Origin of the sequence: Nocardia sp. NPDC050712, from assembly GCF_040654295.1 — a bacterium.
Classification (GTDB): domain Bacteria; phylum Actinomycetota; class Actinomycetes; order Mycobacteriales; family Mycobacteriaceae; genus Nocardia.
Map to the genome: position 1 here is coordinate 382,566 of NZ_JBFAHT010000004.1, position 25,326 is coordinate 407,891.

At 69.6% G+C, this 25,326-nt stretch carries 26 protein-coding genes; 12 read left to right on the top strand and 14 right to left on the bottom strand.

Annotated features, from left to right (window positions below; all coding sequences use genetic code 11):
• Window positions 1–16: 16 nt before the first annotated feature.
• Both AB0H76_RS30040 and AB0H76_RS30045 read right to left on the bottom strand, forming a co-directional pair.
• On the bottom strand, window positions 17–616 hold the full coding sequence (locus AB0H76_RS30040; RefSeq protein WP_357330387.1) for a TetR/AcrR family transcriptional regulator: 600 nt from the start codon (window positions 614–616) through the stop codon (window positions 17–19).
• Window positions 603–1,469: an alpha/beta hydrolase gene (locus AB0H76_RS30045; protein WP_357330388.1), complete on the bottom strand. Its 867-nt coding sequence runs from the start codon at window positions 1,467–1,469 to the stop codon at window positions 603–605. Before AB0H76_RS30045 ends, AB0H76_RS30040 begins: the two co-directional genes overlap by 14 nt.
• Before the next feature lie 169 nt (window positions 1,470–1,638).
• On the opposite strand from AB0H76_RS30045, the gene AB0H76_RS30050 reads away from it, so the two are divergent.
• A complete protein-coding gene (locus tag AB0H76_RS30050; RefSeq protein WP_357330389.1) occupies window positions 1,639–3,087 on the top strand; it encodes an amidase in 1,449 nt (482 codons plus the stop codon).
• Window positions 3,088–3,091: 4 nt separating this feature from the next.
• Here AB0H76_RS30050 and AB0H76_RS30055 read toward each other — a convergent pair whose 3' ends face one another.
• The 6 genes from AB0H76_RS30055 to AB0H76_RS30080 all read right to left on the bottom strand — a co-directional run bounded on the left by AB0H76_RS30055 (window position 3,092) and on the right by AB0H76_RS30080 (window position 10,400).
• The gene (locus AB0H76_RS30055) at window positions 3,092–5,959 is read right to left on the bottom strand and encodes a hypothetical protein (protein ID WP_357330390.1); all 2,868 of its coding nucleotides are present in this window, start codon (window positions 5,957–5,959) and stop codon (window positions 3,092–3,094) included.
• Window positions 5,960–6,108: 149 nt separating this feature from the next.
• The gene (gene era, locus AB0H76_RS30060; RefSeq protein ID WP_357330391.1) at window positions 6,109–7,059 is read right to left on the bottom strand and encodes a GTPase Era; all 951 of its coding nucleotides are present in this window, start codon (window positions 7,057–7,059) and stop codon (window positions 6,109–6,111) included.
• Complete coding sequence (locus AB0H76_RS30065; protein ID WP_357330392.1) at window positions 7,052–7,405, bottom strand: cytidine deaminase; 354 nt, start codon at window positions 7,403–7,405, stop codon at window positions 7,052–7,054. Before AB0H76_RS30065 ends, era begins: the two co-directional genes overlap by 8 nt.
• The gene (locus tag AB0H76_RS30070) at window positions 7,398–8,720 is read right to left on the bottom strand and encodes a hemolysin family protein (protein WP_357330393.1); all 1,323 of its coding nucleotides are present in this window, start codon (window positions 8,718–8,720) and stop codon (window positions 7,398–7,400) included. Before AB0H76_RS30070 ends, AB0H76_RS30065 begins: the two co-directional genes overlap by 8 nt.
• On the bottom strand, window positions 8,717–9,271 hold the full coding sequence (ybeY, locus tag AB0H76_RS30075) for an rRNA maturation RNase YbeY (protein ID WP_357330394.1): 555 nt from the start codon (window positions 9,269–9,271) through the stop codon (window positions 8,717–8,719). Before ybeY ends, AB0H76_RS30070 begins: the two co-directional genes overlap by 4 nt.
• A gap of 67 nt (window positions 9,272–9,338) precedes the next feature.
• Window positions 9,339–10,400 (bottom strand): PhoH family protein, encoded by a 1,062-nt coding sequence (locus AB0H76_RS30080; protein WP_357330921.1) that lies wholly within the window; start codon window positions 10,398–10,400, stop codon window positions 9,339–9,341.
• Between the two features lie 282 nt (window positions 10,401–10,682).
• Between AB0H76_RS30080 and AB0H76_RS30085 the strand changes: the two genes are divergently transcribed.
• On the top strand, window positions 10,683–10,967 hold the full coding sequence (locus AB0H76_RS30085) for a zinc-ribbon domain-containing protein (RefSeq protein WP_357330395.1): 285 nt from the start codon (window positions 10,683–10,685) through the stop codon (window positions 10,965–10,967).
• 36 nt (window positions 10,968–11,003) lie between these two features.
• On the opposite strand, the gene AB0H76_RS30090 is transcribed toward AB0H76_RS30085, so the two are convergent.
• The 5 genes from AB0H76_RS30090 to hemW all read right to left on the bottom strand — a co-directional run bounded on the left by AB0H76_RS30090 (window position 11,004) and on the right by hemW (window position 15,858).
• Window positions 11,004–11,744, bottom strand: coding sequence for a 16S rRNA (uracil(1498)-N(3))-methyltransferase (locus AB0H76_RS30090; protein WP_357330396.1), 741 nt, complete (start codon window positions 11,742–11,744; stop codon window positions 11,004–11,006).
• Window positions 11,745–11,748: 4 nt separating this feature from the next.
• Window positions 11,749–12,900, bottom strand: a complete 1,152-nt coding sequence (dnaJ, locus tag AB0H76_RS30095; RefSeq protein ID WP_357330397.1) for a molecular chaperone DnaJ — start codon at window positions 12,898–12,900, stop codon at window positions 11,749–11,751.
• 190 nt (window positions 12,901–13,090) lie between these two features.
• A complete protein-coding gene (gene hrcA, locus AB0H76_RS30100) occupies window positions 13,091–14,122 on the bottom strand; it encodes a heat-inducible transcriptional repressor HrcA (RefSeq protein WP_357330398.1) in 1,032 nt (343 codons plus the stop codon).
• 175 nt (window positions 14,123–14,297) lie between these two features.
• A complete protein-coding gene (locus tag AB0H76_RS30105; protein ID WP_357330399.1) occupies window positions 14,298–14,513 on the bottom strand; it encodes a hypothetical protein in 216 nt (71 codons plus the stop codon).
• 184 nt (window positions 14,514–14,697) lie between these two features.
• Window positions 14,698–15,858, bottom strand: coding sequence for a radical SAM family heme chaperone HemW (gene hemW / locus AB0H76_RS30110; protein ID WP_357330922.1), 1,161 nt, complete (start codon window positions 15,856–15,858; stop codon window positions 14,698–14,700).
• 261 nt (window positions 15,859–16,119) lie between these two features.
• On the opposite strand from hemW, the gene AB0H76_RS30115 reads away from it, so the two are divergent.
• The 8 genes from AB0H76_RS30115 to AB0H76_RS30150 all read left to right on the top strand — a co-directional run bounded on the left by AB0H76_RS30115 (window position 16,120) and on the right by AB0H76_RS30150 (window position 22,466).
• Window positions 16,120–16,212, top strand: coding sequence for an Ms4527A family Cys-rich leader peptide (locus AB0H76_RS30115; RefSeq protein ID WP_357330400.1), 93 nt, complete (start codon window positions 16,120–16,122; stop codon window positions 16,210–16,212).
• Window positions 16,213–16,344: 132 nt separating this feature from the next.
• Complete coding sequence (locus AB0H76_RS30120) at window positions 16,345–18,066, top strand: nitrite/sulfite reductase (RefSeq protein WP_357330401.1); 1,722 nt, start codon at window positions 16,345–16,347, stop codon at window positions 18,064–18,066.
• 22 nt (window positions 18,067–18,088) lie between these two features.
• Window positions 18,089–18,808 carry a phosphoadenylyl-sulfate reductase gene (locus AB0H76_RS30125; RefSeq protein WP_357330402.1) on the top strand — a complete coding sequence of 240 codons (720 nt, stop codon included), beginning with the start codon at window positions 18,089–18,091 and terminating at the stop codon, window positions 18,806–18,808.
• Window positions 18,787–19,734, top strand: coding sequence for a sulfate adenylyltransferase subunit CysD (gene cysD, locus AB0H76_RS30130; RefSeq protein WP_357330403.1), 948 nt, complete (start codon window positions 18,787–18,789; stop codon window positions 19,732–19,734). Before AB0H76_RS30125 ends, cysD begins: the two co-directional genes overlap by 22 nt.
• Window positions 19,734–21,020: a GTP-binding protein gene (locus tag AB0H76_RS30135; RefSeq protein WP_357330404.1), complete on the top strand. Its 1,287-nt coding sequence runs from the start codon at window positions 19,734–19,736 to the stop codon at window positions 21,018–21,020. Before cysD ends, AB0H76_RS30135 begins: the two co-directional genes overlap by 1 nt.
• The gene (locus tag AB0H76_RS30140; protein ID WP_357330405.1) at window positions 21,020–21,760 is read left to right on the top strand and encodes a sirohydrochlorin chelatase; all 741 of its coding nucleotides are present in this window, start codon (window positions 21,020–21,022) and stop codon (window positions 21,758–21,760) included. Before AB0H76_RS30135 ends, AB0H76_RS30140 begins: the two co-directional genes overlap by 1 nt.
• A 68-nt stretch (window positions 21,761–21,828) precedes the next feature.
• Window positions 21,829–22,086, top strand: a complete 258-nt coding sequence (locus AB0H76_RS30145) for a hypothetical protein (RefSeq protein ID WP_357330406.1) — start codon at window positions 21,829–21,831, stop codon at window positions 22,084–22,086.
• Complete coding sequence (locus AB0H76_RS30150) at window positions 22,083–22,466, top strand: hypothetical protein (protein ID WP_357330407.1); 384 nt, start codon at window positions 22,083–22,085, stop codon at window positions 22,464–22,466. The genes AB0H76_RS30145 and AB0H76_RS30150 overlap by 4 nt, the downstream gene beginning before the upstream one ends.
• A gap of 30 nt (window positions 22,467–22,496) precedes the next feature.
• Here the strand turns inward: AB0H76_RS30150 and AB0H76_RS30155 are convergent, their stop codons facing one another.
• A complete protein-coding gene (locus AB0H76_RS30155; protein ID WP_357330408.1) occupies window positions 22,497–23,114 on the bottom strand; it encodes a TetR/AcrR family transcriptional regulator in 618 nt (205 codons plus the stop codon).
• A 106-nt stretch (window positions 23,115–23,220) separates the two neighbouring features.
• Here AB0H76_RS30155 and AB0H76_RS30160 point away from each other — a divergent pair, with 106 nt between their 5' ends.
• Together AB0H76_RS30160 and AB0H76_RS30165 are read left to right on the top strand one after the other, a co-directional pair.
• Window positions 23,221–24,633 carry an MFS transporter gene (locus AB0H76_RS30160; RefSeq protein WP_357330409.1) on the top strand — a complete coding sequence of 471 codons (1,413 nt, stop codon included), beginning with the start codon at window positions 23,221–23,223 and terminating at the stop codon, window positions 24,631–24,633.
• Window positions 24,630–25,313: an SGNH/GDSL hydrolase family protein gene (locus AB0H76_RS30165; protein WP_357330410.1), complete on the top strand. Its 684-nt coding sequence runs from the start codon at window positions 24,630–24,632 to the stop codon at window positions 25,311–25,313. Before AB0H76_RS30160 ends, AB0H76_RS30165 begins: the two co-directional genes overlap by 4 nt.
• The last annotated feature ends 13 nt before the right edge of the window (window positions 25,314–25,326 follow it).

The following is a 25,326-nucleotide window of genomic DNA, read 5'->3' on the forward strand; positions in this document are numbered from 1 at the left end:
TCATTTTTGAGACTAATTATGAGACGAGCAGCCCGCCGATGAGCAGCATCAGCGACTGCTGCGCCGCCGCGCGGGCGGCGTCCTTGTCGTCCGCGTGCGCCACGAGATGGCCCGCCTCGGTGATCGCGGCCAGCAGCAGGTGCGCCACGGTGGTGAGCGGAATGTCGGCGACCAGCCCCGCCGCCCGGGCCGCTTCGAGCTGGCGGATCATCATCCCGAGGCCGTGCCGGACCTCGAGTTCCCGCCAGGCCTGCCAGCCGAGCACGGCGGGCGCGTCGTAGAGCGCGATGCGAATCATCTCCGGGCGCTGGCAGATCTCCAGGAAGGTACTCAGACCCACCGCCAGTCCGGCGAGCAGGTCGTCGGTGCCGGAGGCGGCGATGGCGTGCTCGATCTCGGCCATGTTGTCCACTTCGAGCTGTTCCAGGACGGCGACGAACAGCCCGCGCTTGTCGCCGTAGTGGTGATGCAACGCGCCCCGGGTGACCCCGGCCGCGGCGACGAGCTGCTCGGCCGAGGTCGCCGTGAAGCCGCGCTCGGCGAACAGGCCGCGGCCTGCCTGCTCGAGCGCGGCTCGGGTGGCACGGGAACGATCCTCCTGGCTACGGCGCGGCATGCAGCCGAGTGAACTCCAGGATCCGCTGCGTGAGCAACTCGGGTTGGTCTTCGGGGATGAAGGTGTAGGAATCGTCGATGTAGGTCAGCGTGGCGTTGGGCAGTTCATCGCGCAGCCGTTCGGCGTGCGCGCGCGGGAAGACCTTGTCCTCGCGCGCCCAGGCCAGCAACACCGGCTGGCGCACCTCGGGGAAGTGCGTCGCGGCTTCGAGCGTGTAGCGGGAATGGATCGCTTTCAGGAAGCGCCGCAGGTCTTTCCGGATCGCACCGGAGGCACGGCCGGGCCGCAGGTAGGAGTCCACGATCTCGGGCGGCACGGGCCGCTTGGCCAGCCAGCCGAAGCCCAGCGGCGACCGCAGCACCGCCTTGACCCGGGTCAGCTCCAGTAGCGGGCGCATCGAACCGGGGACGCGAGCGAGCAGCGACATCGCGTTGAACGGCGCCGGCAGGAAGTTGTCGTAGCAGTCGCAGGAGGTGAGGACGACGCGGCCGACACGTTCCGGGCGGCGGGTCAGCAGGATCTGGGTGAGCGCGCCGCCGGTGTCGTTGGCGACCAGGGTGACATCGGTCAGGTCGAGTTGTTCCAGGAAGGACCCGATGAGATCGGCGAGCGCGGTCGGCGACAGATCCAGGCCGGGCACCGGAATCGAGTGCGCGCCCAGCGGCCAGTCCGGGGTCAGGCAGCGGTACCCCGCTGCCGCGACGCCCGGCACCACCTTGCGCCACAGGTCGGCGTTGACCAGCGCGCCGTGCACGAAGACGACCGTGGGCCCCGCCCCGGTCTCGTGGTATCGAATCCGCCCGCCCGGCAGCGCTACTTCCGTGGCCGGACCGAGTTCCGCACTGATTCCCATGGTCGTTCCCCTCTTCCGAATCCCTGTGATGGATAGGCGATTCTAAACATACATACCGTATGTATGTCTACAACGAACCGGCGCAAAATCCTGGACGAGCGGACGTGGACGGTTGACCAGATAGCGGGTTACCGTTCAGTATCATCGGGACAGAAGAGAGGGAGCTCACATGACAGCGCCGAGCCGCCGCCGACTATCGGTGGTCCCCGACCGAGCCCCCGAGCCCGCCGATCTCGGGCTGGCCGAGACCGCGGCCGTCCTGGCCCACGGCGCGCTGAGCTCCACCGATGCGGTCACCGCGGCGCTGGATCGGATCGACGCGGCCCAGCCCGGGCTCAACGCCTTCCGCGTCGTGCGCCGTGCGCGCGCGCTCGCCGAGGCGGCCGCGGCCGACCAGCGGCTCGCCGCCGGCGAACGACTACCGCTGCTCGGCGTCCCGATCGCGGTCAAGGACGACACCGACATCGCCGGTGAGCCGACCGCCTTCGGTTGCGGCGGCGACTTCGAACCGAAGATCGAGGACGGCGAGGCGGTGCGCCGGCTGCGCGCGGCGGGCGCGGTGATCGTCGGCAAGACCAACACCTGCGAACTCGGCCAGCTCCCGTTCACCAGCGGCGCCGCCTTCGGGCACACCCGCAACCCCTGGGCTTCCGAGTACACGCCCGGCGGCTCCTCGGGTGGTTCGGCGGCGGCCGTCGCGGCCGGATTGATCCCCGCCGCACTGGGTTCCGACGGCGCGGGCTCGGTCCGGATTCCGGCCGCCTGGACCAACCTGGTCGGCATCAAACCGCAGCGCGGCCGCATCTCCACCTGGCCCGAAGCCGAGGCCTTCATGGGCCTGACGGTGAACGGCCCGCTCGCGCGCACCGTCGCCGACGCCGCGCTCCTGCTGGACGCGGCCGCCGGCCCGCACCCCGGTGACCGCCACACCCCCGAACCGATCAGCGCCACCGACGCGGTCGGCCGCGACCCGGGCCGCCTGCGCATCGCGCTGTCGCTGAGCATCCCCTTCACCGCCACCAAGACGGTGCTGGACCCGGAGGTCGAGGCCGCCACCCGGCGGCTGGCCGCCACGCTGCGCAAGCTCGGCCACTCGGTCACCCTGGCGAATCTGCACTACGGACTGCTGATCGGCGCGTCCTTCCTGCCGCGCTCGATGAGCGGCATCCGCGCGCGGTTCCACCAGATGCCCGGCGCCGCGGTCGATCCGCGCACCCGCACCAACGTGCTGCTCGGCCGCCTGCTCAACGGCCCCGCCCTGTTCGCCGCGCGGCAGGCGGAACCACTGCTGCACAAGCGAATCGGCGGCTTCTTCGACGACTACGACCTGGTGCTCTCCCCCACCACCGCGACGCCGCCGCCGCGCGCGGAGGACATCGACGGCATCGGCTTCAACGCCACCAACAACCTGATCACCGCGGCCTGTCCCTACACCTGGCCGTGGAACGTCCTGGGCTGGCCGAGCGTGAATGTCCCGGCCGGGTTCACCGACGCCGGCCTGCCGGTCGGCGCCCAGCTGATGGGCACCGCGAACACCGAGCAGCTGCTGATCTCGGTGGCGGCACAGCTGGAATCGGAACTGCACTGGGAACGCCACCGCCCCGCACCCTGGTGGTGACGGCTCACCGCGCGGGCGGCGTCCAGCTCTCCAGGGCGCTGCGGGTACCGCGCGGGCAGCCGTCCGGCCCGCGGCCCGGCTCCTGCGGGTACATCAGCAGGCACTGCTGCGGCTGACCGATCTTGCGTACCCCGGTCGCCACCAGGATGCCGATGGTGGAACCGTCGGCGACCCGGCTGGTGGCGAACTGCATCGTGCCGGTCACACCCCGGTAGTCGGCGCCGCGCAATTGCAGCGCGATGGCGGCGCGATTGAGGCCGTCGCTGGAGCGTTCCGGGCGGGAACGGTTGGTCCGGACCGCCTGCAGGATCACCCCCGCGACGTCGTAGGCCAGGCCGGTGCGGTCGCCCGGCCAAGCCGGTTGGTAGGACGCGAGATCGGGATAGCCGGCGAGATCGGTGATGAGCCTGGCCAATTCGCCGCACAGCTCCTGGAAGTCCAGGCTGCCCGGTTCCTCGCCGTTCACCCCGGTGCCGCGCACACAGTCCGCGCCGCCGAGGATGACGGGCACGCCCTTGGCGACATAGCGCACGGTCAGGCTGGCGGGCAACGGCGCCATCGCCTTCGGATCGGCGATCAAGCGGGTCACGGTGTCGGCGCCGAGAATGGCGGGCGCTTCGGTGCAGCCCTCGGTGACGGCCCGGCCGAAGGTGGCGAAATCGTCGTTGCGCCCGGCGAAGAACAGCAGCGTCCCCGGATCGAAACCCGTTGTCGCACAGGGGGCCGGGAAGCTGTATAGCTCGCTCTGCACCGCCCAGCTGCGGCTGTCCCGCGGCACCCCGCGCCGGTCCAGCTCCGCGTTCAGATCGTCGACGAGCGTGGTGACGTAGACGTCCTCGGTACCCTTCGGGTGGTAGATCACCACCCGGTTGTACCGGCGCTGACCGGCTTTCGGCGTGCCGTCCGGATAGCGGGAGCCCTCCACGTAGTCCGCGACCAGCCGGGCCTGGACGCGGTTGCTCGGCACCGCCTGGAAGTACATCGGCGAGTTGGCCTCCAGCCCGTCGGCGGACAGCGTGGTCGCCACCACCGGCACCCCGAGCTCACCGAGTTTGCCTATGGCCCTTGCGGTTTCGGCGGTGCTGCGATCCATCCCGACGACACCGAGCACGCTCGGATCCGCGCGCACCAGATCGGCCAGCAGGTGGTCGACCACCCACGCGGCGTGCCGCATCTCCGAGCCGCCGTTGGCGATGATGATGCGCAGCAACGGTTCCGACTCGTCGGGGGCGAGCACGGCGCGGCGCTGCCGCACCGCCAGACCCGCCAGCTCCTGCATCTGCGCGTGCGGGTAGCGCATATTGCTGTCGGCGTAGCTGATGCCCGCGAAGTAGACGAGCGAGACCAGCGGCCGGCGCGGATTGCCGCGCCGGATCTCGGCGGCGATCTCGTTCTGCCGGAACACTTCGTGCTGCATCGCCGAGAGTTCCTTGTCGTCGGCGAACAGCTGCCGGTCGTTGTCGCTGTAGCCGACGCAGTCGCCGTCGCGTTCGGCCACGGCGATGCCCGAGGTCCACGGCCAGTGCGCGCACGGCGCGCCGCGCAGCGCAGGCACGTACACCAGCGTGGCCGCGACCAGCAGCAGCACCGGAAGCAGCACGCAACCGGCGACGAACCATTTGCGAGCCGCCAGCGGCGGGGCGGGCGGCACGGCCAGGTGTGTGCGGTGCGGATCGCCGATCCGGCCCGCCACCGGATCGGGGAGCTCTAGTGGCAGGAACCAGGCGTCGGCCGAGCGGTTGGTCCGGTTGTTGTCGATGCCGCGCACCCAGCGCCGCAGCGGATCGGCGTCCGCACCGGGCACCGATCGGTCATCGAGGCTTTCCAGATCCTCGCCCCGGCGCAGGCCGCCGATGGCAGCCAGCGGGTAGACCGGCTGCGCGGGCGTCAGCGCGCGCGGGTCGTAGTCGAGGACCGCGACCACCACCAGCGGATCGAAGACGCCGGTCTCGTTGCGAATATCGTTGATCCGGCGCAGCAGGTCGGCGCCTTTTCCGGTGCCGCCGACGGTGTCGATCAGCGCGACCGGGTAGGCCGTGCGCCGCCAGCTGGACGGGCGCCAGATCCGGGTGGTGTACGCGTCGCGCAGGTCCTCCAGGAACGCGTGGATCAGCAGCTTGGCGACCTGCTCGGCGTTCTCGTCGTCGCGCAGCGGCACGGTCAGCCGGGTCGCGAAACCCAGGAAGCTGTTCGACAATTCGGGCGCCATGTAGCGCTGGTGCATGAACCAGCGCGTCTCCTTCGACAGGCCCGGGACCCGCCCGCTGATCCACATCCACAGCCGCAGGATCGGCCACAGCGCCAGCACGCCGAAGACCAGCCGGGTGATCCAATCGCCGCCCTCGGAGCTACCAGAATCGAAATCCCGCGAGCCCAGGCGCAGCAGCCGCGGCAGCCGGGCCCGCAGCTCGACCGCGGCCTGGGTCTCCTCGGTGCCGATGCGCTGGCGGGTCAGCCAGTCGGCGGTGCGATAGCGCGGGAACGCGATCGGCCCCATCGCGGTGTCGTCCCGGGAGAAGCTCTCCACCAGCCGTTGCAGGATCGGCAGGCAGTGCTCGGCCACCTCCGGCCCGGTCGCACCCGGCTGCCCGGTGATCGTCTCCGGCGGCCGGGGCACGATGGCGTCGTCGCCGAGCCGGTGCAATTCGGCCCGGGCGCGCGGCACCGCCCGGCGGCCGCCCGACTCACCGAACCACTGGTGCAGCTCCTTCATCAGGTCACTGGTCGCGGCCGGGCCGACCAGGCAGATCAGTGGGCGGGGCAAGCGCCGCCGGCCCCGCAGCATGGTCGCCAGCACCCGGGGCTGCTCGGCGGGAACATAGAGCGTCCGCAGCAGTTGCTGCAGCATGCCGATATCGTCCGAACCCGACACTGTGGTCTCCTCCCCCGCACAGAGTGTCGCTAACCTCTTACGGTACAAGAACATTCGAGGCACGACCGGGTGCTCAGCCCAGAGCGCACAACGTCCGCCGGGCACTCGAACGGAAGCGTTCGAGTGCCCGGCGGACGGATGCGACGCGGCTAGAAGCCGAGTTTGCGCAGTTGCTTCGGGTCGCGCTGCCAGTCCTTGGCGACCTTCACGTGCAGGTGCAGATAGATGCGGCTGCCGAAGATGCTCTCGATCTGCTTGCGGGCGTTGGTGCCGACCTCCTTGAGGCGGGCGCCGCCCTTGCCGATCACGATCGCCTTCTGGCTGGGGCGTTCGACATAGAGGTTGGCGTGCACGTCGAGCAGTTCCTTGACCGGCTTGTCGCGGTCCTGCTCGTCGTCCTCGCGCTCGCGCGGCAGGATCTCCTCGATGACCACGGCCAGCGAGTGCGGGAGCTCGTCGCGCACACCCTCGAGTGCGGCCTCGCGGATGAGCTCGGCCATCAGGGTTTCCTCCGGCTCGTCGGTGAGCTCACCGTCGGGATAGAAGGCCGGGCCCTCGGGCATCTTCGAGGCGATGACCTCGGCCAGCACGTCGACCTGCTCGCCCCGCACCGCCGACACCGGCACCACGTCCGAGTCCGGGCCGAGCAGCTTCGAGACCGCGAGCAGCTGACCGGCGACCTCGTCGCGGGACACCTTGTCGATCTTGGTGACCACGCCGAGCAGTGCCGTCTTCGGCGCCATCTGGCGGATCTGCTCGACGATCCAGCGGTCGCCGGGGCCGATCTTCTCGTCCGCCGGGATGCACAGGGCGATCACGTCGACCTCGGAATAGGTATCGCGCACCAGGTCGTTGAGGCGCTGGCCGAGCAGCGTGCGCGGGCGATGCAGACCGGGGGTGTCGACCAGGATGAGCTGAAAGTTCGCCCGATGCACGATGCCACGGATGGTGTGGCGGGTGGTCTGCGGGCGCGAGGAGGTGATCGCGATCTTGGCGCCCACCATGGCGTTGGTCAGCGTCGACTTGCCGGTGTTCGGCCGGCCCACGAAACAGACGAAGCCGGACCGGAATCCGGCGTAGTCCCCCGGGGCGTCAGCCATGGGACACCTCGGCGCCGTCATCGACGACCTCGAAGACCGCACCGGACTTGTCGGTGAACACGATGCGCGCCGCGGGCGAGACCTCACGCACCGCGGCCACGCCGCTGTCGGAGAGCCGGCCACCGACGACCACCGCGGCCTCGAAACCCTCGGCGCCGCTGGAGACCGCGGCCGCGACGGCGGCCTGCAAAGCGGTCAGCCGCAGCGCCTGCAACCCGACCTCACCGGCGGCATAGGTGCGGCCGTCGGCGTCGCGCACCGCGGCTCCGCTCGCGCCGCCGGTGCGCGCGAGCGCACCACGAGCCAGGACCACCAGTTTGGTGTCCTCGTCGTCCAATTCAGTCATCGGTGTCTCCATCCTCGTCGTGTTGCGGCGCCTCACCGTTCGGCTCCTCGCCCGTGGATTTCTCCGGCGCGGGGCGCACCTCGACCGTGTGCACCCGCATCCGTCCTCGCCCGTCCGCGTGGCCCTCGCCGCGCAGCACCAGACCGTGCACCTCGACCTGGGAACCCGGCAGCGGTACCCGGCCCAGCGCGTGCGCGAGCAGGCCACCGACCGTATCGACGTCCTCCTCCTCGATCTCCAGCCCGAACAGCTCGGCCAGGTCGTCCACCGCGAGGCGGGACGAGACGCGAAAACGGCCGTCCCCCAGATCTTCTATCGGCGGCGTCTCGTCGGTGTCGTATTCGTCGGCGATTTCCCCGACGATTTCCTCGAGCACGTCCTCGATGGTCACCAGCCCGGCGATACCGCCGTACTCGTCGACCAGCAGCGCCATATGGTTTCTGCGGCGCTGCATTTCGTCGAGCAGGTCGTCGAGCGGCTTGGAGTCGGGCATGAACACCGCCGGGCGCATCACCTCGCCGACCCGTACCTGTCGGCTCCGATCCGCGTAGGGCACAAGGTCTTTGAGGTAGACCACGCCCTGGATGTCATCGACGTTCTCGCCGACCACCGGGATGCGGGAGTGCCCGCTGCGCACCGCCAGCGACATCGCCTGGGCGGCGGTCTTGTCCTGCTCGATCCAGACCATCTCGGTGCGCGGCACCATCACCTCGCGCGCGGAGGTATCGCCCAGCTCGAACACCGACTGGATCATGCGGCGCTCGTCGTCGGCGACAACGCCACGCTCGCTGGCCATTTCGACCACCTCGCGCAACTCGATCTCCGAGGCGAAGGGACCGTTGCGGAAGCCCTTACCGGGGGTGAGCCCGTTGCCGATGAGAATCAGCAACCGGCTGACCGGGCCGAGGATCATGCCGATGAACTGCAACGGCAGCGCCGCGGCCAGGGCCAGCGTGTAGGCGTGCTGTCGGCCCAGGGTGCGCGGGCCGACACCGATCACGACGTAGTCCACCAGCACCATCACCGTGGCGGTGATCAGCAGCGCCCAGCCCTGGCCCATCAGGCCGATCAGCGCCGAGGCGAGCAGTACGGTGGCGCCGATCTCGCACAGGATGCGCAGCAACACCATGAGATTCACGTACCGCGCCCGGTCGTCGACGATGCGGCGCAACCGCACGGCGCCGGCCCGGTCGGCCCGCACCATATCGTCGAGGCGAGCCGGGGAGATCGTGTTCAGCGCGGCGTCGACACCGGCGAACAGCCCGCCCAGCGGGACGAGCAGCACCGCTGAGATGATCAGCGTCAGTGCGCTCACGGAGCGCCTAGATCGTCACTCGGGGCGGTGAATCCGGCCTTGCCGAGCAACTGGGCGTCCCGCTCGGCGAGTTCGGCCCGGACCTGCGCCTCGCGCAGGCTCTCGTACCACTCCTCGAGCAGCCGCGCCTGCAGCGCGAACATTTCCTTCTCTTCCTCGGGTTCGGCGTGGTCGTACCCGAGCAGATGCAGCACGCCGTGCGTGGTCAGCAGCGCCAGCTCGTGATCGAGGGAATGGCCCGCCGTGCGCGCCTGGGTCGCCGCGAACTCCGGGCACAGCACGATGTCGCCCAGCATCGACGGCCCCGGCTCCGGGCTGTCCGGCCGGCCGCCGGGCTCCAGCTCGTCCATCGGGAACGACATCACATCGGTCGGCCCCGGCAGGTCCATCCACCGCATGTGCAGATCCGCCATGGTGTCGAGATCGACCAGCACCATCGACAGCTCTGCCGCGGGATGCACATCCATCCGGCCGATCACAAACCGCGCGACACTGACCAGCTCTTCTTCGGGAACGTCGACACCCGACTCGTTGGCGATCTCAATGCTCACCTGAACAGGGTATTCGCTCCCACTATGACCGCCGCCCCCGGCTCGCTGCAGCGAGCCGGGGTGGAACTCAGCGCCGGTCGCCGCGACCGGCGGCGCGGCGCTGGGCCCGGTTGCCCGGGTAGTGCTCGCCGATGGCCGGGCGGGTCTCGGATTCGTGCCGGTCGTAGGCATCGACGATGTCGGAGACCAGGCGGTGGCGGACCACATCGCTCGAGGTGAGCTGCGCGAAGGCGATGTCCTCGATGTCGGTCAGGATCTCGCTGGCGGCCCGCAGGCCGGAGCGCGCGCCGCCGGGGAGATCGACCTGGCTGATATCGCCGGTGACCACCATGCGCGAGCCGAACCCGAGGCGGGTCAGGAACATCTTCATCTGCTCGGCCGTGGTGTTCTGGGCCTCGTCGAGAATGATGAAGGCGTCGTTGAGACTGCGCCCGCGCATGTAGGCCAGCGGCGCGACCTCGATGACCCCGGCCGCCATCAGCTTCGGAATGGCTTCCGGATCCATCATGTCGTGCAGCGCGTCGTAGAGCGGACGCAGGTACGGATCGATCTTCTCGTTGAGCGTGCCGGGCAGGAAGCCCAGCCGCTCGCCGGCCTCCACCGCGGGGCGGGTGAGGATGATCCGGGTGACCTGCTTGGTCTGCAGCGCCTGCACGGCCTTGGCCATCGCCAGGTAGGTCTTACCGGTACCGGCGGGGCCGATGCCGAAGACGATGGTGTTGGCGTCGATCATGTCGACGTAGCGCTTCTGATTCAGGGTCTTGGGCCGGATGGTCTTGCCGCGCCGGGACAGGATGTCCAGGCTGAGCACCTCGGCCGGGGAATCGGACGAGCCCTCGGTCAGCATGGAGACCGTGTGGCGCACCGCTTCCGGTGTCACCACGCGGTTGCGCCCGGTGAGCGCGATCAACTGCTCGATGACGCGCTCGGCCAGGGCGACATCGGCCGCCTTGCCGGTGAGCGTCATCGAGTTGCCGCGGACATGGATGTCGGCCTCGAGCAAACGCTCGAGTTCACGCAAATTCTGGTCGGCGGAACCAAGGAATGGGAACACGGATTCCGGCGCGAGCTCGATGCTGGACCGCACGGTACGAGCGGCGGGGCTCGAACCGTTGTCTTCGGCACCGATACCTGCGGTGGGGTTCGTTGGATCGCCGATCTCGCCTGGTGTTCGCAAAAGTCGCTACAGCCTGCTTTCCGGTCTCGACAGCTGTTTCGTGTGTGCAAATTCTAACGCGGACCACCGACACGTCCCAGTGAATAAACCGCAACCTGCCCGCAGTATTCCCCGCCCCTCGCGCCGCCAACCCTCGGCGCGAATCACGGAACGGCGGCGATCCCCGGCCGCTGTGCCGAATCGCCCGGGACGCAGTAGGGTCTAGGCGCATCAGTTCGATTCTCGGGGGTTCCATTGCTTATCTGGGGTTGGTCGCGCAAAATCCACCAGCTCGCCATGCTCACGCTGGTCTGCGCCAATTGCCACAATCCGTCCGCGCACGCGCTGCGCAAGGCGGTCACCATGTTCACGCTGTTCTTCATCCCGATCATTCCGCTCAAGACCAGGCATTTTCTGGAGTGCACGTTCTGCGGTGCGGCCTACGAGGTGCCCAAGGACAACGTCCACGCCCTGATCGCCCAGGCCTACGGCGCGGACCAGCGGCCCGGTCAGCCGGCCCAGCAGCACGAACGGCACTGAGTGCCGGGGGTTCGCTACCGCGAATTTCTGTGAGAACTACCAACGCGGGGTGAGCGCGCCCAGAGCGCCGAGGGCGACAGCCGCGGCGGTCGAGGTGCGCAGCACCGTGGGGCCGAGCAGCACTGCCTGCGCGCCCGCGCCGGCCAGCGCCTCGAGCTCCGAATCATCCAGGCCCCCTTCGGGTCCGACGATGAGGACAACCTCGGGCGCGCCGTCGAAGGGCAGCTCGGTGAACCGGGCCGCGCCGGATTCGTGCAACGCCGCGACCACCGCGCCGCCGGCCTTCGCCGTGCGGACCAGCTCCACCAGGTCCCGGGTGCGGTGCAGGTCGGCGACCTCGGGAATGTAGGGACGACGCGACTGCCGCGCCGCCGAACGCGCCGCGGTCCGCCACTTGTCGACGGCCTTGGCCGCCTTGCCTTCCCACTTGCTCACGCAGCGCACCGCCTGCCACGGCACGATGCGGTCGGCGCCCGCCTCGGTCATCAACTCGACCGCCAGCTCGGATCGATCCGACTTCGGCAGCGCCTGTACCACGGTCACCCGCGGTGTGGCCGGCTCGGCCACCCGCCGGTTCAGCACCTTCAGATCCAGCCGGTCCTTCTGCGCCGCAACCACTTCCGAATCGGCGAGCTGACCGCGCCCGTCGGACAGGGTGATCGGCTCGCCGGCCCGGATCCGGCGCACGGTCGCGGCGTGGCGGCCCTCCGGGCCGTCGAGCACCGCGATCGCACCCGGTTCCGGGATGTCGTCGAGATAGAAGACGGTGGCGGCCAAGGCCTCAGCGCCCGCTGAACGACGCGCGCAGCCGGGCGAACAGGCCGCTGTTGTGCTCGGACTGCGCCGACATCACCTCGGCGCGATCCCGCTCGCGCAGGCCCTTGTACTTGCGCAGCAGGTCGGTCTGCTTGGTGTCGAGCTTGGTCGGCACCACGATGTCCAGGTGCGCCAGCAGTTCGCCGCGGGTGCCCGAGCGCAGGCGCGGCATGCCGTGGCCGCGCAGCACCGAGACCTCGCCCGGCTGGGTGCCGGCCGGGATGGTCAGCTCGACCGGGCCGTCCAGGATGGTGTCGATGACGACGGTGGTGCCCAGCGCCGCGTCGACCATCGGCACCCGGACGGTGCAGTGCAGGTCGTCGCCGTCGCGGACGAACACGTCGTGCGGCTGCTCGACGACCTCGACGTAGAGGTCACCCGCGTGGCCGCCGCCGGGGCCGACCTCGCCCTGCGCGGCCAGCCGCACCCGCATGCCGCTGGCGACACCGGCGGGGATCGGCGCGGCGATCTCGCGCCGCGCGCGCACCCGGCCGTCGCCGCCACACTTGTGGCACGGATCGGGAATGGTCTCGCCCGCGCCGCGGCAGGTGGGGCAGGGGCGCGAAGTGAGCACCTGGCCCAGGAACGACCGCTGCACCGACTGGACTTCGCCCGCGCCGCCACAGGTTTCGCAGCGCACCGGCTTGGAGTTGCCGTTGGTGCCCGAGCCCGTGCAGCTGTCACACAGGATCGCGGTGTCGACGGTCAGGTGCTTGGTCACGCCGACGGCGCACTCGGCCAGGCTGAGCCTGGTCCGGATCAGCGAATCGGCGCCCGGCTGCACGCGCCCGCGCGCCTTGCGCTGCCCGCCGGAAGCGTTCATGCCGCCGAAGAAGGCCTCGAAGACATCGCCGAGCCCGCCGAAACCGGCGCCCGCGAAGCCGCCGCCACCACCGCCGGATTCCAGCGGATCCCCGCCCAGGTCGACCAGGCGGCGCTTCTCCGGGTCCGACAGCACCTCGTAGGCGGCCGACACCTCTTTGAACTTGGCCTGCGCCGCTTCGTCGGGGTTGACGTCGGGATGCAGTTCACGCGCCAGCTTGCGATAGGCGCGCTTGATTTCCTGGTCGGTCGCGTTCTTCGCGACGCCGAGCAGTCCGTAGTAATCCCGTGCCACTTGAGTCTCTAGTCCTTGGGTTGCTCTCCACAGTCCGGCCGATCAGCCGGATGCGTGGCTCATCCTGTGTCTGTGTGCTCCCACCGAACGCCGATGCCACCGGACATCAGTCGGATGCACTCAACTTTATCCGGCCGCGGGTTCGCGCAGCGCTTACCGAGGCTACCAGCGGCCGATAGCGCGCTATCGGTCAGCGCTCGGCCAGGACCTCGCCGATATAGCGGGCCACCGCCGAGACCGAGGCGATGGTGCCGGGGTAGTCCATCCGGGTCGGCCCGAGCACGCCCATGCCGCCCAGGATCGCGCCCGAGGTGCCGTACGCGGTGGACACCACCGAGGTGGTACGCATCTGCTCGACCTGGGTTTCCTCGCCGATCCGCACGGTCACGGTGCCGGGTTGCTGGGTCGCGGCCAGCAGCTTCAGGACCACCACCTGCTCCTCCAGCGCCTCCAGCACCTGCCGCAGCGAACCGGGCAGGCCGAAGTCGGCGGCATTGCGGGTGAGGTTGGCGGTGCCGCCCAGGACCAGCCGCTCCTCCGGATGCTCGACCAGGGTCTCCACCAGCACGGTCGACACCCGGATCAGCACGTCGCGCAGCTTGCGCGGGGCCGTCTCGGGCAGTTCGGCGACGGCCGCCGAGGCCATCGCCAGGCGCTTGCCGTCCATCGCGTTGCCGAGCAGGCCGCGCAGGGCGGCCAGATCGTCGTCGTCGACGAGCGCGCCGAGTTCGACCAGACGCTGATCGACGCGGCCGGTGTCGGTGATCACCACCAGCAGCAGGCGGGCCGGATTGAGCGCGACGACCTCGATGTGGCGGACCGTCGAGGCGGACACCGTCGGATACTGCACGACGGCGACCTGCCTGGTCAGCTGGGCCAGCAGCCGCACACCGCGGCGCAGCACGTCATCGAGATCGACGCCGGATTCGAGGAATTCCATGATGGCCCGGCGCTCGGCGCTGGAGAGCGGCTTGACCTCGGAGATGCGGTCGACGAACTGGCGATAGCCCTTGTCGGTCGGGATCCGCCCGGAGCTGGTGTGCGGCTGGGTGATGTACCCCTCCGCCTCCAGCACCGCCATGTCGTTGCGCACGGTCGCACTGGAGACACCCAGATTGTGCCGTTCCACCAGGGTTTTCGACCCGATGGGCTCCTTCGTCGAGACATAGTCCGCGACGATGGCCCGCAGGACTTCGAAGCGCCTGTCCTCAGTGCTCGACATCGCCCCACCTCCTCGCTGGTCTTGTCATCGCAGGCCGGCGTGGTGATCGCGATCGACCCAACTCGTGCGCCGCCGCGCGGACCCGACGGCTCATTGTCCAGTCTAATGACACGTGTGCCGCCCCAGAATGGGCGGCACACGGGTACTTCCAGCGATTACCGGCGCGGGCGCGGGTTCAGCTGGGCTCGAGGCTCCGGGCGTGCTTGCCCGCGAGGGCGTCCAGGCCGAGCATCGCCAGCAAGGACTGGCAGTCGTCGGCGTTCTGGGAGTGACTGGCTACGGTGCGCGCGGCGATGGCGCTCTGCCGGGCGGTTTCGGCCTTCTCGGCGGCCCGCGCTTCGGCGAATTCGTTCTGCTCGTGGACCAGCGTGATGTGTCGTGCCTGGGGCATTGGACTCCTTGGGGTTAACTGTTGACCCTACGCGTTACCCGGCAGCGGCGAAAGTACAACCGGGGCCTATCAGGCAAGACCACGCAAACATGGGCACGAACACGTTGTGAGAACGCACAGCGGGCCGGTCCAAGATCCACATCCGAACCTCGGACCGCACTGAGCAATTCGCGGGCAGCGGGGGTCAGGTCAGCAGATCGCGGACCACGCCGTCGGCGAGCAGGCGGCCGCGGTCGGTGAGGATCAGACGCTCGCCGCGCAGTTCGGCCAGGCCGTCGGCGCGGGCGCGGTCGGCCGCCGCGAGCCCGGCCGGATCCAGGTCCGCTAGCGGCAGGCCGGTGCGCAGGCGCACGGTGAGCATGACGCGTTCGGTGTGCCGTTCCGCGGCCGAGAGCGCCTCCCAGCCCGCCGCGGGCAGACCGCCGCGGGCGACCCGCTCGGCGTAGCGGGCGGGGTGCTTGACGTTCCACCAGCGCACGCCGCCGACATGGCTGTGCGCGCCGGGACCGGCGCCGAGCCAGTCGCCGCCGTCCCAGTAGCCGAGGTTGTGGTGGCAGCGGGCGGCGTCGTTCGCGGCCCAGTTCGACACCTCGTACCAGGTCAGACCGGCGGCGGCCAGGCGCGAGTCGATGCGCTCGTAGCGGGCGGCGAGGACGTCGTCGTCGGGCGCGGGCAGCTCGCCGCGGCGGACCTTGCGGGCCAGCGCGGTGCCGTCCTCCACGATCAGCGAGTACGCCGAGACGTGGTCGACGCCCGCTTCGAGGACGGCGTCCAGACTCGCGTCGAGATCGGCGTCGCGTTCACCCGGGGTGCCGTAGATGAGGTCCAGGTTGACGTGCTCGAATCCGGCCGCGCGCGCCTCCTTGGCGGCCGCGACCGCGCGACCCGGGGTATGCGTCCGGTCCAGCACCTCGAGCACGTGCTGCGCGGCGGACTGCATGCCCAGCGAGAGGCGGGTGTAGCCGCCCGCGAGCAGCCGCTCGAAGAACTCGGGCGAGGTCGATTCCGGGTTCGACTCGGTGGTGATCTCCGCGCCGGCGGCGAGGGTGAACTCCGCGCGCACCGCGTCCAGAACCTCCGCCAGCCCGTCGCCGCCGAGCAGCGAGGGCGTGCCGCCGCCGACGAAAATCGTTGCCACCTCGGGGGTTTCGGTGGGCAGCGCGCCGAAGGCCGCGGCCGCCGTCGCCAGCTCCCCGCGCAGCGCCGCCAGCCAGGACTGGGGCGAGGCCGAAGTGCCGAGTTCACCGGCGGTATAGGTGTTGAAGTCGCAGTATCCGCAGCGGGTGGCGCAGAACGGCACGTGGATATAGATGCCGAACGGGCCGCCCCCGAAGTCGTGCAGCACGGGGGCGGTCGCTTCGGTTCCCGTGGGGGCGGAAGTGCTCACCACACCAGTGTGACCGCCACCGGCCCCGGCGCCCGCACCCACCTGGGTGTTCCAGTTCACGTCCGGCGGATCACGCCGTGGCGATCGGAGTGTTCCGGTTCGGCGGCCGTATGACGACTGTCACATCCACCCCCGCGCGGCCTGGGGATTTCCCGCGATTTCGGGGGAAATACGGAGCTCTGGTCGGAACGCCCCTTTTGACGTGGCACAATAGGCTCCATGCGCAATTTTGGAGTACGACTCGTGGCCCGGCGCCACGTCGACTTCAAGCGTGTCTGCAGCGCCTGTTGTCTGCCCGATTCTCTCCGGTAGTACGGCGGCGCGCGTTCCCGGGTCATCCCCCGGCTCTTCGAAATTCGCATCGATCCGCTGACACCGCGGGCGCGAGATCAGCCCCTCGCACCCTTCAGCCGATGTATCCCCACCCCAGCAGGAGTGACCCCAATGACGTCGACCACCGACGCCGGTCCGAGCGATCAGCCCAAGCCCGCGCGGCGCGAGCGCACCGGTAAGCCGGTCCGCCGCAAGTCCGAAGGCCAGTGGGCGCTCGGCTACCGCGAGCCGCTGAACCCCAACGAGCAGTCCAAGAAGGACGACAACCCGCTCAACGTGCGCGCGCGCATCGAGAACATCTACTCGAAGCAGGGTTTCGAATCCATCGACAAGGCCGATCTGCGGGGCCGCATGCGCTGGTGGGGTCTCTACACCCAGCGCGAGCAGGGATACGACGGCACCTTCACCGGCGACGAGAACATCGACATTCTCGAGGCCCCCTACTTCATGATGCGGGTGCGCTGCGACGCCGGCGCCCTGAGCGTGCGCCAGCTGCGCACCCTCGGTGAACTCTCCACCGAGTTCGGCCGCGACACCGCGGACCTGTCCGACCGCGAGAACGTCCAGTACCACTGGATCGAGATCGAGAACGTGCCGGAGATCTGGCGGCGGCTCGAAGAGGTCGGCCTGCAGACCACCGAGGCGTGCGGCGACTGCCCGCGCGTGGTGCTCGGTTCGCCGCTGGCCGGTGAGTCCTTCGACGAGGTGCTCGACCCGACGCCCGCGATCGACGAGATCGTCAAGCGCTACATCGGTGACAAGCGCTACTCGAACCTGCCGCGCAAGTTCAAGACCGCCATCTCCGGTCAGCAGGACGTGGTGCACGAGATCAACGACATCGCCTTCGTCGGCGTCGAGCATCCCGAGCACGGCCCCGGCCTGGACGTCTGGGTCGGTGGCGGGCTGTCCACCAACCCGATGCTGGCCCAGCGCCTGGGCGCGTGGGTGCCGCTGGACGAGGTGCCCGATGTGTGGGAGGCCGTTGTCTCCCTCTACCGCGACTACGGCTACCGGCGGCTGCGCACCAAGGCCCGGATCAAGTTCCTGGTCAAGGACTGGGGCATCGAGAAGTTCCGCGAGGTGCTCGAGACCGAGTACCTGAAGCGCAAGCTGATCGACGGCCCGGCGCCGGAGAAGCCCGCACGGCCCATCGACCACATCGGCGTGCAGAAGCTGCGCAACGGGCTGAACGCGGTCGGCTTCTCCCCCATCGCCGGTCGCGTCTCGGGCACCATCCTGCAGCAGGTGGCCGACGCGGTGGAGCGCATCGGCTCCGATCGGATCCGGTTCACGCCGTACCAGAAGCTGATCGTGCTCGATGTCGCCGACGACAAGGTCGAGCAGCTCATCGACGAACTGCGCCCGCTGGGCCTGCACGGCCGTCCGTCGCACTGGCGGCGGAACCTGCTGGCCTGCAGTGGTATCGAGTTCTGCAAGCTGTCGTTCGTGGAGACGCGCAAGCGCTCGCAGGTGCTGGCGCCCGAGCTCGACCAGCGCCTGGCCGACATCAACGCCGACCTGGATGTGCCGATCACGGTCAACATCAACGGCTGCCCGAACTCCTGCGGCCGGTCCCAGATCGCCGACATCGGTTTCAAGGGCCAGCTGGTCGACGACGGCGACGGGAATCAGGTGGAGGGCTTCCAGGTTCACCTCGGTGGCAGCCTCGGTCTCGACAGCGCCTTCGGCCGCAAACTGCGCCAGCACAAGGTGACCAGCGAGGAGCTCGGTGACTACATCGAGCGGGTGGTGCGCAACTTCCTCAAGCACCGCGAAGACGGGGAACGGTTCGCGCAGTGGGCCGTTCGCGCCGACGAGGCCGAACTTCGGTGATCCGGTCGACGGGAGATCAACTATGACAACGAAACTCGCGGGAAAGCTGTCCGAGGACGAGCTCCGCTCGCTCGCCGAACAAGGTGCGGCCGAGCTCGGTCCCGACGCTTCGGCGGTCGAGCTGCTCGAGTGGACCGACAAGACCTTCGGCTCCGGCTACATTGTCGCCTCGAACATGCAGGACGGCGCACTGGTACACCTGGCCGCCGAGGTGCGCTCCGGTGTGGACGTGCTGTTCCTGGACACCGGCTACCACTTCGCCGAGACCATCGGCACCCGGGACGCGGTGGAAGCCGTGTACGGGGTGAACGTGGTCAACGCGCGCCCGGAAAGCAGTGTCGCCGAACAGGATCAACTGCTGGGCAAGGACCTGTTCGCCCGCGATCCCGGTGAGTGCTGCCGGCTGCGCAAGGTGGTGCCGCTGACCAAGTCGCTCAGTGGCTACAACGCCTGGGTCACCGGCATCCGCCGGGTGGAGGCCCCCACCCGGGCCAACGCGCCGCTGATCTCCTTCGACGAAGCTTTCGGCCTGGTGAAGATCAACCCGATCGCACCGTGGTCCGACGACGAGATGCAGGACTACATCGACACCCACGGCATTCTCGTCAATCCCCTGGTGGAAGAGGGATATCCGTCCATCGGCTGCGCTCCGTGCACACGGAAGCCGGAGCCGGGATCCGATCCGCGAAGCGGCCGCTGGGCCGGCCTCGCCAAGACCGAATGCGGGTTGCATCAGTCATGACCGAAACCATCAGTGATCGAGCCCTGGGCATCAGCGAATTCGACACGCTCGCCGCGCTGGAGTCCGAGTCCATCCACATCTTCCGCGAGGTGGCGGGGGAATTCGAGCGGCCGGTGATCCTGTTCTCCGGCGGCAAGGACTCCACGGTGCTGCTGCACCTGGCGCTCAAGGCCTTCTGGCCCGCGCCGCTGCCGTTCGCGCTGCTGCACGTGGACACCGGGCACAACCTGCCCGAGGTGCTGGAGTTCCGCGACAAGATCGTCGAGAAGTACGGCCTGCGCCTGCATGTCGCCAAGGTCGAGGACTACCTCGCCGACGGCCGGCTGACCGAGCGCGCCGACGGCATCCGCAACCCGCTGCAGACCGTCCCGCTGCTGGACGGCATCGCCGAGCACCGCTTCGACGCGGTCTTCGGCGGCGGCCGCCGCGACGAGGAGCGTTCGCGCGCCAAGGAGCGGATCTTCTCGCTGCGCAACGCGTTCGGCCAGTGGGATCCCAAGCGGCAGCGCCCGGAGCTGTGGAACCTCTACAACGGCAAGCACGCGCCCGGTGAGCACGTGCGGGTGTTCCCGCTGTCGAATTGGACCGAGCTCGATATCTGGCGCTACATCGCCCGCGAGGACATCGACCTGGCCAGCATCTACTACGCGCACCAGCGCCCGGTCTACCAGCGCGACGGCATGTGGATGACGCCCGGCGTCTGGGGCGGCCCCGCCGAAGGCGAAGAGCTGCAGACCCTTTCGGTGCGCTACCGCACCGTCGGCGACGGATCCTCCACCGGCGCCATCCTTTCCGACGCCACCGACAACGAAGCGATCCTCGCCGAAGTCGCGGCGTCCCGCCTGACCGAACGCGGCGCGACCCGAGGTGACGATCGGGTGTCCGAGGCCGCCATGGAAGACCGTAAGAGAGAGGGCTACTTCTGATGGCCGACCTATTGAGACTGGCCACCGCCGGTTCTGTCGACGATGGCAAGTCCACGCTGGTCGGCCGTTTGCTCTACGACACGAAATCGGTGCTGGCCGATCAGATCGACGCGGTCACCCGCGCCTCGGTCGACAAAGGCCTTGCCACACCGGATCTCTCGTTGCTCGTCGACGGCCTGCGCGCGGAGCGGGAGCAGGGCATCACCATCGATGTCGCCTACCGCTACTTCGCCACCCCGCAGCGGTCCTTCGTGCTCGCCGATACACCGGGGCACGTGCAGTACACCCGCAACACCGTCTCCGGCGCGTCCACCGCGCAGCTGGTGATCCTGCTCACCGACGCGCGCAAGGGCGTGATCGAGCAGACCCGCCGCCATGCCGCGGTGCTGGCGCTGCTGGGCGTGCCGAAGCTGGTGCTCGCGGTCAACAAGATCGACCTGGTCGACGACCCGGCGACCGTGTTCGCCGAGATCTCCGCCGAGTTCAACACGCTCACCAAGACACTGGGCTGGGCGCCGGAGGACGTGCTCGAGATCCCGGTGTCCGCGCTGCACGGCGACAACATCGCCTCCCGCTCGGACAACACCCCGTACTACACCGGGCCGTCGCTGATCGAGCACCTGGAATCGGTGCCGGTCGACGCCGACAACACGTCGCTCGGCCTGCGTTTCCCGGTGCAGTACGTGATCCGCCCGCGCACCGCCGAGTACCCGGACTACCGCGGGTACGCCGGTCAGATCGCGGCCGGCTCGGTGTCGCCCGGCGACGAGATCGTGGTGCTGCCCAGCGGGATTCGCACCACTGTCGAGCGCATCGACACCCCCGACGGTGAGCTGGCGGTCGCGCAGACCGGGCGCAGCGTCACGCTGATCCTGGCCGACGAGGTCGACATCTCGCGCGGCGACATCATCGCCTCGGTCGCCGACGCGCCGGAGCCGATCGACAGCTTCGACGCCACCGTCTGCTGGCTGGGCGACAAGCCGCTGCGCGCCGGCGCCCGGCTGCTGCTCAAGCACGGCACCCGCACCACCCAGGCCATCGTCGGCGCGCTCGTGGAGCGTTTCGACGAGCAGAACCTGGCCGCGGTGCCGAGCCCGGACGCCTTGGAGCTCAACGACATCGGGCGCATCTCGGTGCGCGTCGCCGAGCCGATCGCGGCCGACGACTACCGCGCCAACCGGCACACCGGCAGCTTCCTGCTCATCGATCCCGCCGGCGGGAACACCCTGGCCGCCGGTCTCGTCGGTGACGTGCTGACCGCCGTCGAAGTCGGCGCGCCCGCCTGATGTTCGGCACCCCGCCCGCGCTGATCGCGGTTGCCCACGGCAGCCGCGATCCGCGGTCGGCCGCCACCATGGCGGCGGTGGTCGCCGAGATCGCCGCCGTCCGGCCCGATCTCGACGTCCGGCTGGCTTTCCTCGATCTCAGCGCACCCTCGGTGGAGCAGGTGGTGGATGCCGTTGCGGCGCAGGGGCATACCCACGCGGTGGTCGCACCGTTGCTACTGGGCAGCGCCTTTCACGCCCGGGTCGACCTACCCGGCTTGCTCGACGCGGCACGGGCTCGCCATCCGCAGTTGCGGCTCACCCAGGCCGACGTTCTCGGCCCGGATGCCCGACTGATCGGCGCACTCCGCGATCGCGTCTCGGAAGTACTGCGGCCCAACCCGTCCCGGCGACTCGGTGTCGCCGTGGCCGCCGTCGGTTCGTCCTCGGCCGCCGCCAACGCTCGCACCGCCGAGGTGGCCCGGCGGCTCGCCCTGCGCACCGGCTGGCACACCGAGATCTGCTTCGCCACCACCGAACCCACCGTGACCGCGGCGCTTTCCCGCCTGCGCGCCCGCGGCGCCGACGAACTCCTCGTCGCGCCGTGGTTCCTGGCCCCCGGCCTGCTCACCGACCGCCTGATCACCGCCGCCCCGGACCTGCCGCACGCCACCGTGATCGGTGCGCACCACGCGCTCGCCGCCATCGTCTGGGACCGCTACGACACCGCCCGCAACACGGTCCTGGCCCTCTCAGCCTGACGTACGCAACATCCGGCCGCATGGTCGGATGTCCAGCCCAATTCGCGCAGGGCAATTATGATGTAATCATGAGTAAGACGCGCCAGATCTCGGTAACCTTGCCCGAGGACCTGATCGACAGGATCAAGGGCGCAGTGGAACGCGGCGAGGCCCGCTCGGTATCGGCCTATATCGCGTCTCGCTTGGAACCGGGGGTGATCATGGAGCAACTCTTTGCCGAATGGGATGCCGATCGCGGCGAGCCCAGCGCGGAGGATCGAGCATGGGCGGAGCGCGAGCTCGATCGCGTGTTCGGCCCGGAGGTAAAGAACACCGGAGCGGCATGAACCGAACCCTGGTGTTCGATACCGGGGCCTTGATCGCGGTCGAACGCCGATCGGCCCGCCTGCAGAGTCTGATCCAACGGGCCCGCCTGCAACAGACTTCGTTCCTCGTCCCTACCGCCGTCGTGGCACAGGTCGTCCGAGCCGGCGGTCGGCAGGCGAATCTCCGACGATTCCTGACCGATCCCGCGATCCGGTTCGCCGAGCTCGACTACCCGACCGCACTGCAGGTGGGCGCCCTCCTCGGCGAAAGCGGAACATCCGATGTAGTGGATGCCGCGGTCGTTATCTGCGCGAGAACGGTGGGCGGCGCTCCCGTCGTCACCTCCGATCCAGACGACATCACCAAGCTCGACCCCACCCTGCCGCTGCTTACCCTGTGACGGCGGCGGTCCGCCCCGGCACCTGAGGTTTCAGGCCGACAGTAGGCGGTCCGCGATGCGGCGGGCCATAGCGATCTTGGCGTCTTCGCCGAGTTGGCGGGCGGTGTTGGCGGCGGTGATGACCGCGTCGAGTTCGAAGGCGAGGAGTTCGGGGTCGGCGGTGGGGAGGGCACCGTCCTGCTGGGCCTTGCCGATCTCCTGGGCCAGGAAGGTGAGCCAGGCGTCGTGGTCGGCGGCGAGGGCGTCGCGGACGGGGCCGGGCTTGCTGTCGAATTCGGTGAGGGCGGCGGTGCGGAAGCAGCCGCCCGGGAACGCCGGCTCGGTGACGTGCACGAACCAGCGGTCGACCAGCCCGCGGACCCGGGGCAGGCCACGCGGCTCCGCCAGGCTCGGAGTGATGATCTGGGCGATGAACACCTCGCGGCCCGCCTTCACGGCCGCCAATTGCAGCGATTCCTTGCTGCCGAAGAGCGTGGCGATGCCGCTCTTGCTGATGCCGAGATCGGTCGCGAGGCGGCCGATGGTGACCCCGTTCAAACCCTCCACCGAGGCGACGTCGGCGGCGTGCCGGGCGATCGAGGCCCTGGAGCGCGCGCCTTTCGCCAAGCGCTGATCGGAAGGCGCCACGGCGCCGGTGGGCTGGCTCATAGCAACCATTCTTGCACCGAACTCTTGCCAAGACGAACGGTCGGTCGTACTTTAATTGGACGAACGATCGTACTTTTTGTTTTCGCTCCTCCCCGAAGGAACCCTCATGACCGAAGTGTCCGCGCGGCCCGGCAGTCCGCCGGCCGCAAAGGCCGCAGGCCGCACCCTCCTGATCGCCTGCGGCGCCGCCTTCATCGCCTTCCTCGACCTGTCCGTGGTCAACATCGCCTTCCCCGCCATCGCCCGCACCTATCCCGAGACCGCCACCACCACCCTCACCTGGGTGGTCAGCGGCTACGCGGTCGCCTTCGCCGCATTCCTCACGCCCGCGGGCCGTTTCGCCGACACACTCGGGCGACGCCGGCTATTCCTGCTCGCCCTGGCCGGTTTCGCGCTGACCTCGCTGCTGTGCGGGCTGGCGCCGACCGCGGGCTGGCTGATCGCGGGCCGCCTGCTGCAGGGCGCGACGGCCGCGCTCATGGTGCCGTCGGCGCTCGGCCTGGTCCTGAGCGTCACGCCGCGCGAGAAGATCGGCGCGGCCATCGGCGCCTGGTCCGCCGCAGGCGGTTTCGCCGCGGTGGTCGGCCCGGCGATCGGCGGCGGCTTGGTCGAGGCGTTCAGCTGGCGCGCGGTCTTCGTGATCAATGTGCCGGTGGCACTGGTGCTCATCCTCGCCGCGCTGCGTATCCCGGTGCCGGACACCAGAACTCCGGGCAGCGCACTCCCCGACCCGATCGGCACCGCCGCCGTCGCGCTCGGGCTCGGCAGCCTGGTCGCCGGAGTCACCGAGGGCCAGCGCTGGGGCTGGACCGATCCGGCCACCCTCGCCTGCCTCCTCGGCGGCGCGGCGCTGCTGATCCTGGCGCTGATTCGCGCACGCACACACCGCAATCCGGCGATCGCGGTCGAACTGTGGCGCAGCCGCCCCTACGCACTGGCCAACGCGGGTTCGTTCGTGTTCGGCGCGGCCATGTTCGCCTGGCTGCTCGCCGGACCGCTGTTCCTGGACGCGATCTGGGGCTACTCGGTGCTCGCGTCGGCGGGCGCGATGACCGTCGGCGCGGTGGCCGCGATGATCACCGCCACGCTCGCGGGCCGGATCACCACGCCCGGGGCGCGGCGCTGGGCCGGCGTTTTCGGCGCGGCGCTGTTCACCGCCGCCGTGGCGTGGATGAGCACCGGCGCGTTCGGCCCGGAGCCCGCGCTGTGGACGGCGTGGTTCCCGGCCGGCATCCTCGGCGGCGGCGGTCTCGGCATCGTGGTCACGGTGCTCGGCACGGCGGCCGCGAGTTCCCTTCCGCCGCAACAGTTCGCGGCGGGCATCGGCATGAATCTCACCGCCCGCCAGGTCGGCGGCGCGCTCGGCATCGCCCTGCTGGCCGCGATCTTCGCCGCGCACCCGGCTCAGCCGCTGACCGCGTTCCACACCTTGTTCGCGGTGTGTGCGGGCATCACCGTGCTCGCCGCCGTCGTCCTGGCCATCCCCGCTCATCCGACGAACAGTCAGGAACTCTCATGACGCACACCATCATTCGCACCGAAGCCGACGATCCACTGGTGCTCTCTCCCGGAGCGGCCCGCCGCCTGCTCACCGGCGCGCCCTGGCAGCGCTTCGCGGTGCTCGGCGACTCCATCGCCCAGGGCGTCGGCGACCCGAGCCCCGGGTACGACCCGCGCGGCTGGCCCGATCGCCTCGCCGCACTGCTGACCGAGGTCAATCCCGATCTCGCCTATCTGAATACCGGCAAGATCGGGGCGACCAGCGGGCAGGTCGTGGCCGGACAGCTCGATCGGGTTCTGGAATTCCGGCCCGATCTGGTCCATCTGACCTGCGGCGGCAACGACCTCTTCACGGCCGGCGGCAGCCTCGGGGAACTGCGCGCGAACCTCGACACCCTGTTCGCCGCGCTGGCCGGAACCGGCGCCCAGGTCACCACATTCACCGTCAGCGACGTGTGGGAGGTGGCGCGCCTGGCGCCGATGCGGCCCATGCGCGAACGGATGGCACAGCTCAACGAGCTGCTGCGAGAGGTCGCGGCGCGCTATGACGTGCTGCTGGTGGAGTTCTGGGAGCACCCGCTGCGGTTGCGTGAGGATCTGATGAGCGCCGATCTGATCCACTTCAGCAGCAGCGGGCACGCCGTGGTCGCGACCGAAATGGTCCGGGCCCTGGGCAGCCGGATACCGGCGCCCCGCTGAGTCGGCTGGGCCA

Bases quoted from the DNA above. Each gene is read 5' to 3' on its own strand.
- AB0H76_RS30040 (WP_357330387.1), bottom strand. From the start codon at position 616: ATGCCGCGCCGTAGCCAGGAGGATCGTTCCCGTGCCACCCGAGCCGCG.
- AB0H76_RS30045 (WP_357330388.1), bottom strand. From the start codon at position 1,469: ATGGGAATCAGTGCGGAACTCGGTCCGGCCACGGAAGTAGCGCTGCCG.
- AB0H76_RS30050 (WP_357330389.1), top strand. From the start codon at position 1,639: ATGACAGCGCCGAGCCGCCGCCGACTATCGGTGGTCCCCGACCGAGCC.
- era (WP_357330391.1), bottom strand. From the start codon at position 7,059: ATGGCTGACGCCCCGGGGGACTACGCCGGATTCCGGTCCGGCTTCGTC.
- AB0H76_RS30065 (WP_357330392.1), bottom strand. From the start codon at position 7,405: ATGACTGAATTGGACGACGAGGACACCAAACTGGTGGTCCTGGCTCGT.
- hrcA (WP_357330398.1), bottom strand. From the start codon at position 14,122: ATGTCGAGCACTGAGGACAGGCGCTTCGAAGTCCTGCGGGCCATCGTC.
- AB0H76_RS30105 (WP_357330399.1), bottom strand. From the start codon at position 14,513: ATGCCCCAGGCACGACACATCACGCTGGTCCACGAGCAGAACGAATTC.
- AB0H76_RS30115 (WP_357330400.1), top strand. From the start codon at position 16,120: ATGCGCAATTTTGGAGTACGACTCGTGGCCCGGCGCCACGTCGACTTC.
- AB0H76_RS30120 (WP_357330401.1), top strand. From the start codon at position 16,345: ATGACGTCGACCACCGACGCCGGTCCGAGCGATCAGCCCAAGCCCGCG.
- AB0H76_RS30125 (WP_357330402.1), top strand. From the start codon at position 18,089: ATGACAACGAAACTCGCGGGAAAGCTGTCCGAGGACGAGCTCCGCTCG.
- cysD (WP_357330403.1), top strand. From the start codon at position 18,787: ATGCGGGTTGCATCAGTCATGACCGAAACCATCAGTGATCGAGCCCTG.
- AB0H76_RS30135 (WP_357330404.1), top strand. From the start codon at position 19,734: ATGGCCGACCTATTGAGACTGGCCACCGCCGGTTCTGTCGACGATGGC.
- AB0H76_RS30140 (WP_357330405.1), top strand. From the start codon at position 21,020: ATGTTCGGCACCCCGCCCGCGCTGATCGCGGTTGCCCACGGCAGCCGC.
- AB0H76_RS30145 (WP_357330406.1), top strand. From the start codon at position 21,829: ATGAGTAAGACGCGCCAGATCTCGGTAACCTTGCCCGAGGACCTGATC.
- AB0H76_RS30150 (WP_357330407.1), top strand. From the start codon at position 22,083: ATGAACCGAACCCTGGTGTTCGATACCGGGGCCTTGATCGCGGTCGAA.
- AB0H76_RS30155 (WP_357330408.1), bottom strand. From the start codon at position 23,114: ATGAGCCAGCCCACCGGCGCCGTGGCGCCTTCCGATCAGCGCTTGGCG.
- AB0H76_RS30160 (WP_357330409.1), top strand. From the start codon at position 23,221: ATGACCGAAGTGTCCGCGCGGCCCGGCAGTCCGCCGGCCGCAAAGGCC.
- AB0H76_RS30165 (WP_357330410.1), top strand. From the start codon at position 24,630: ATGACGCACACCATCATTCGCACCGAAGCCGACGATCCACTGGTGCTC.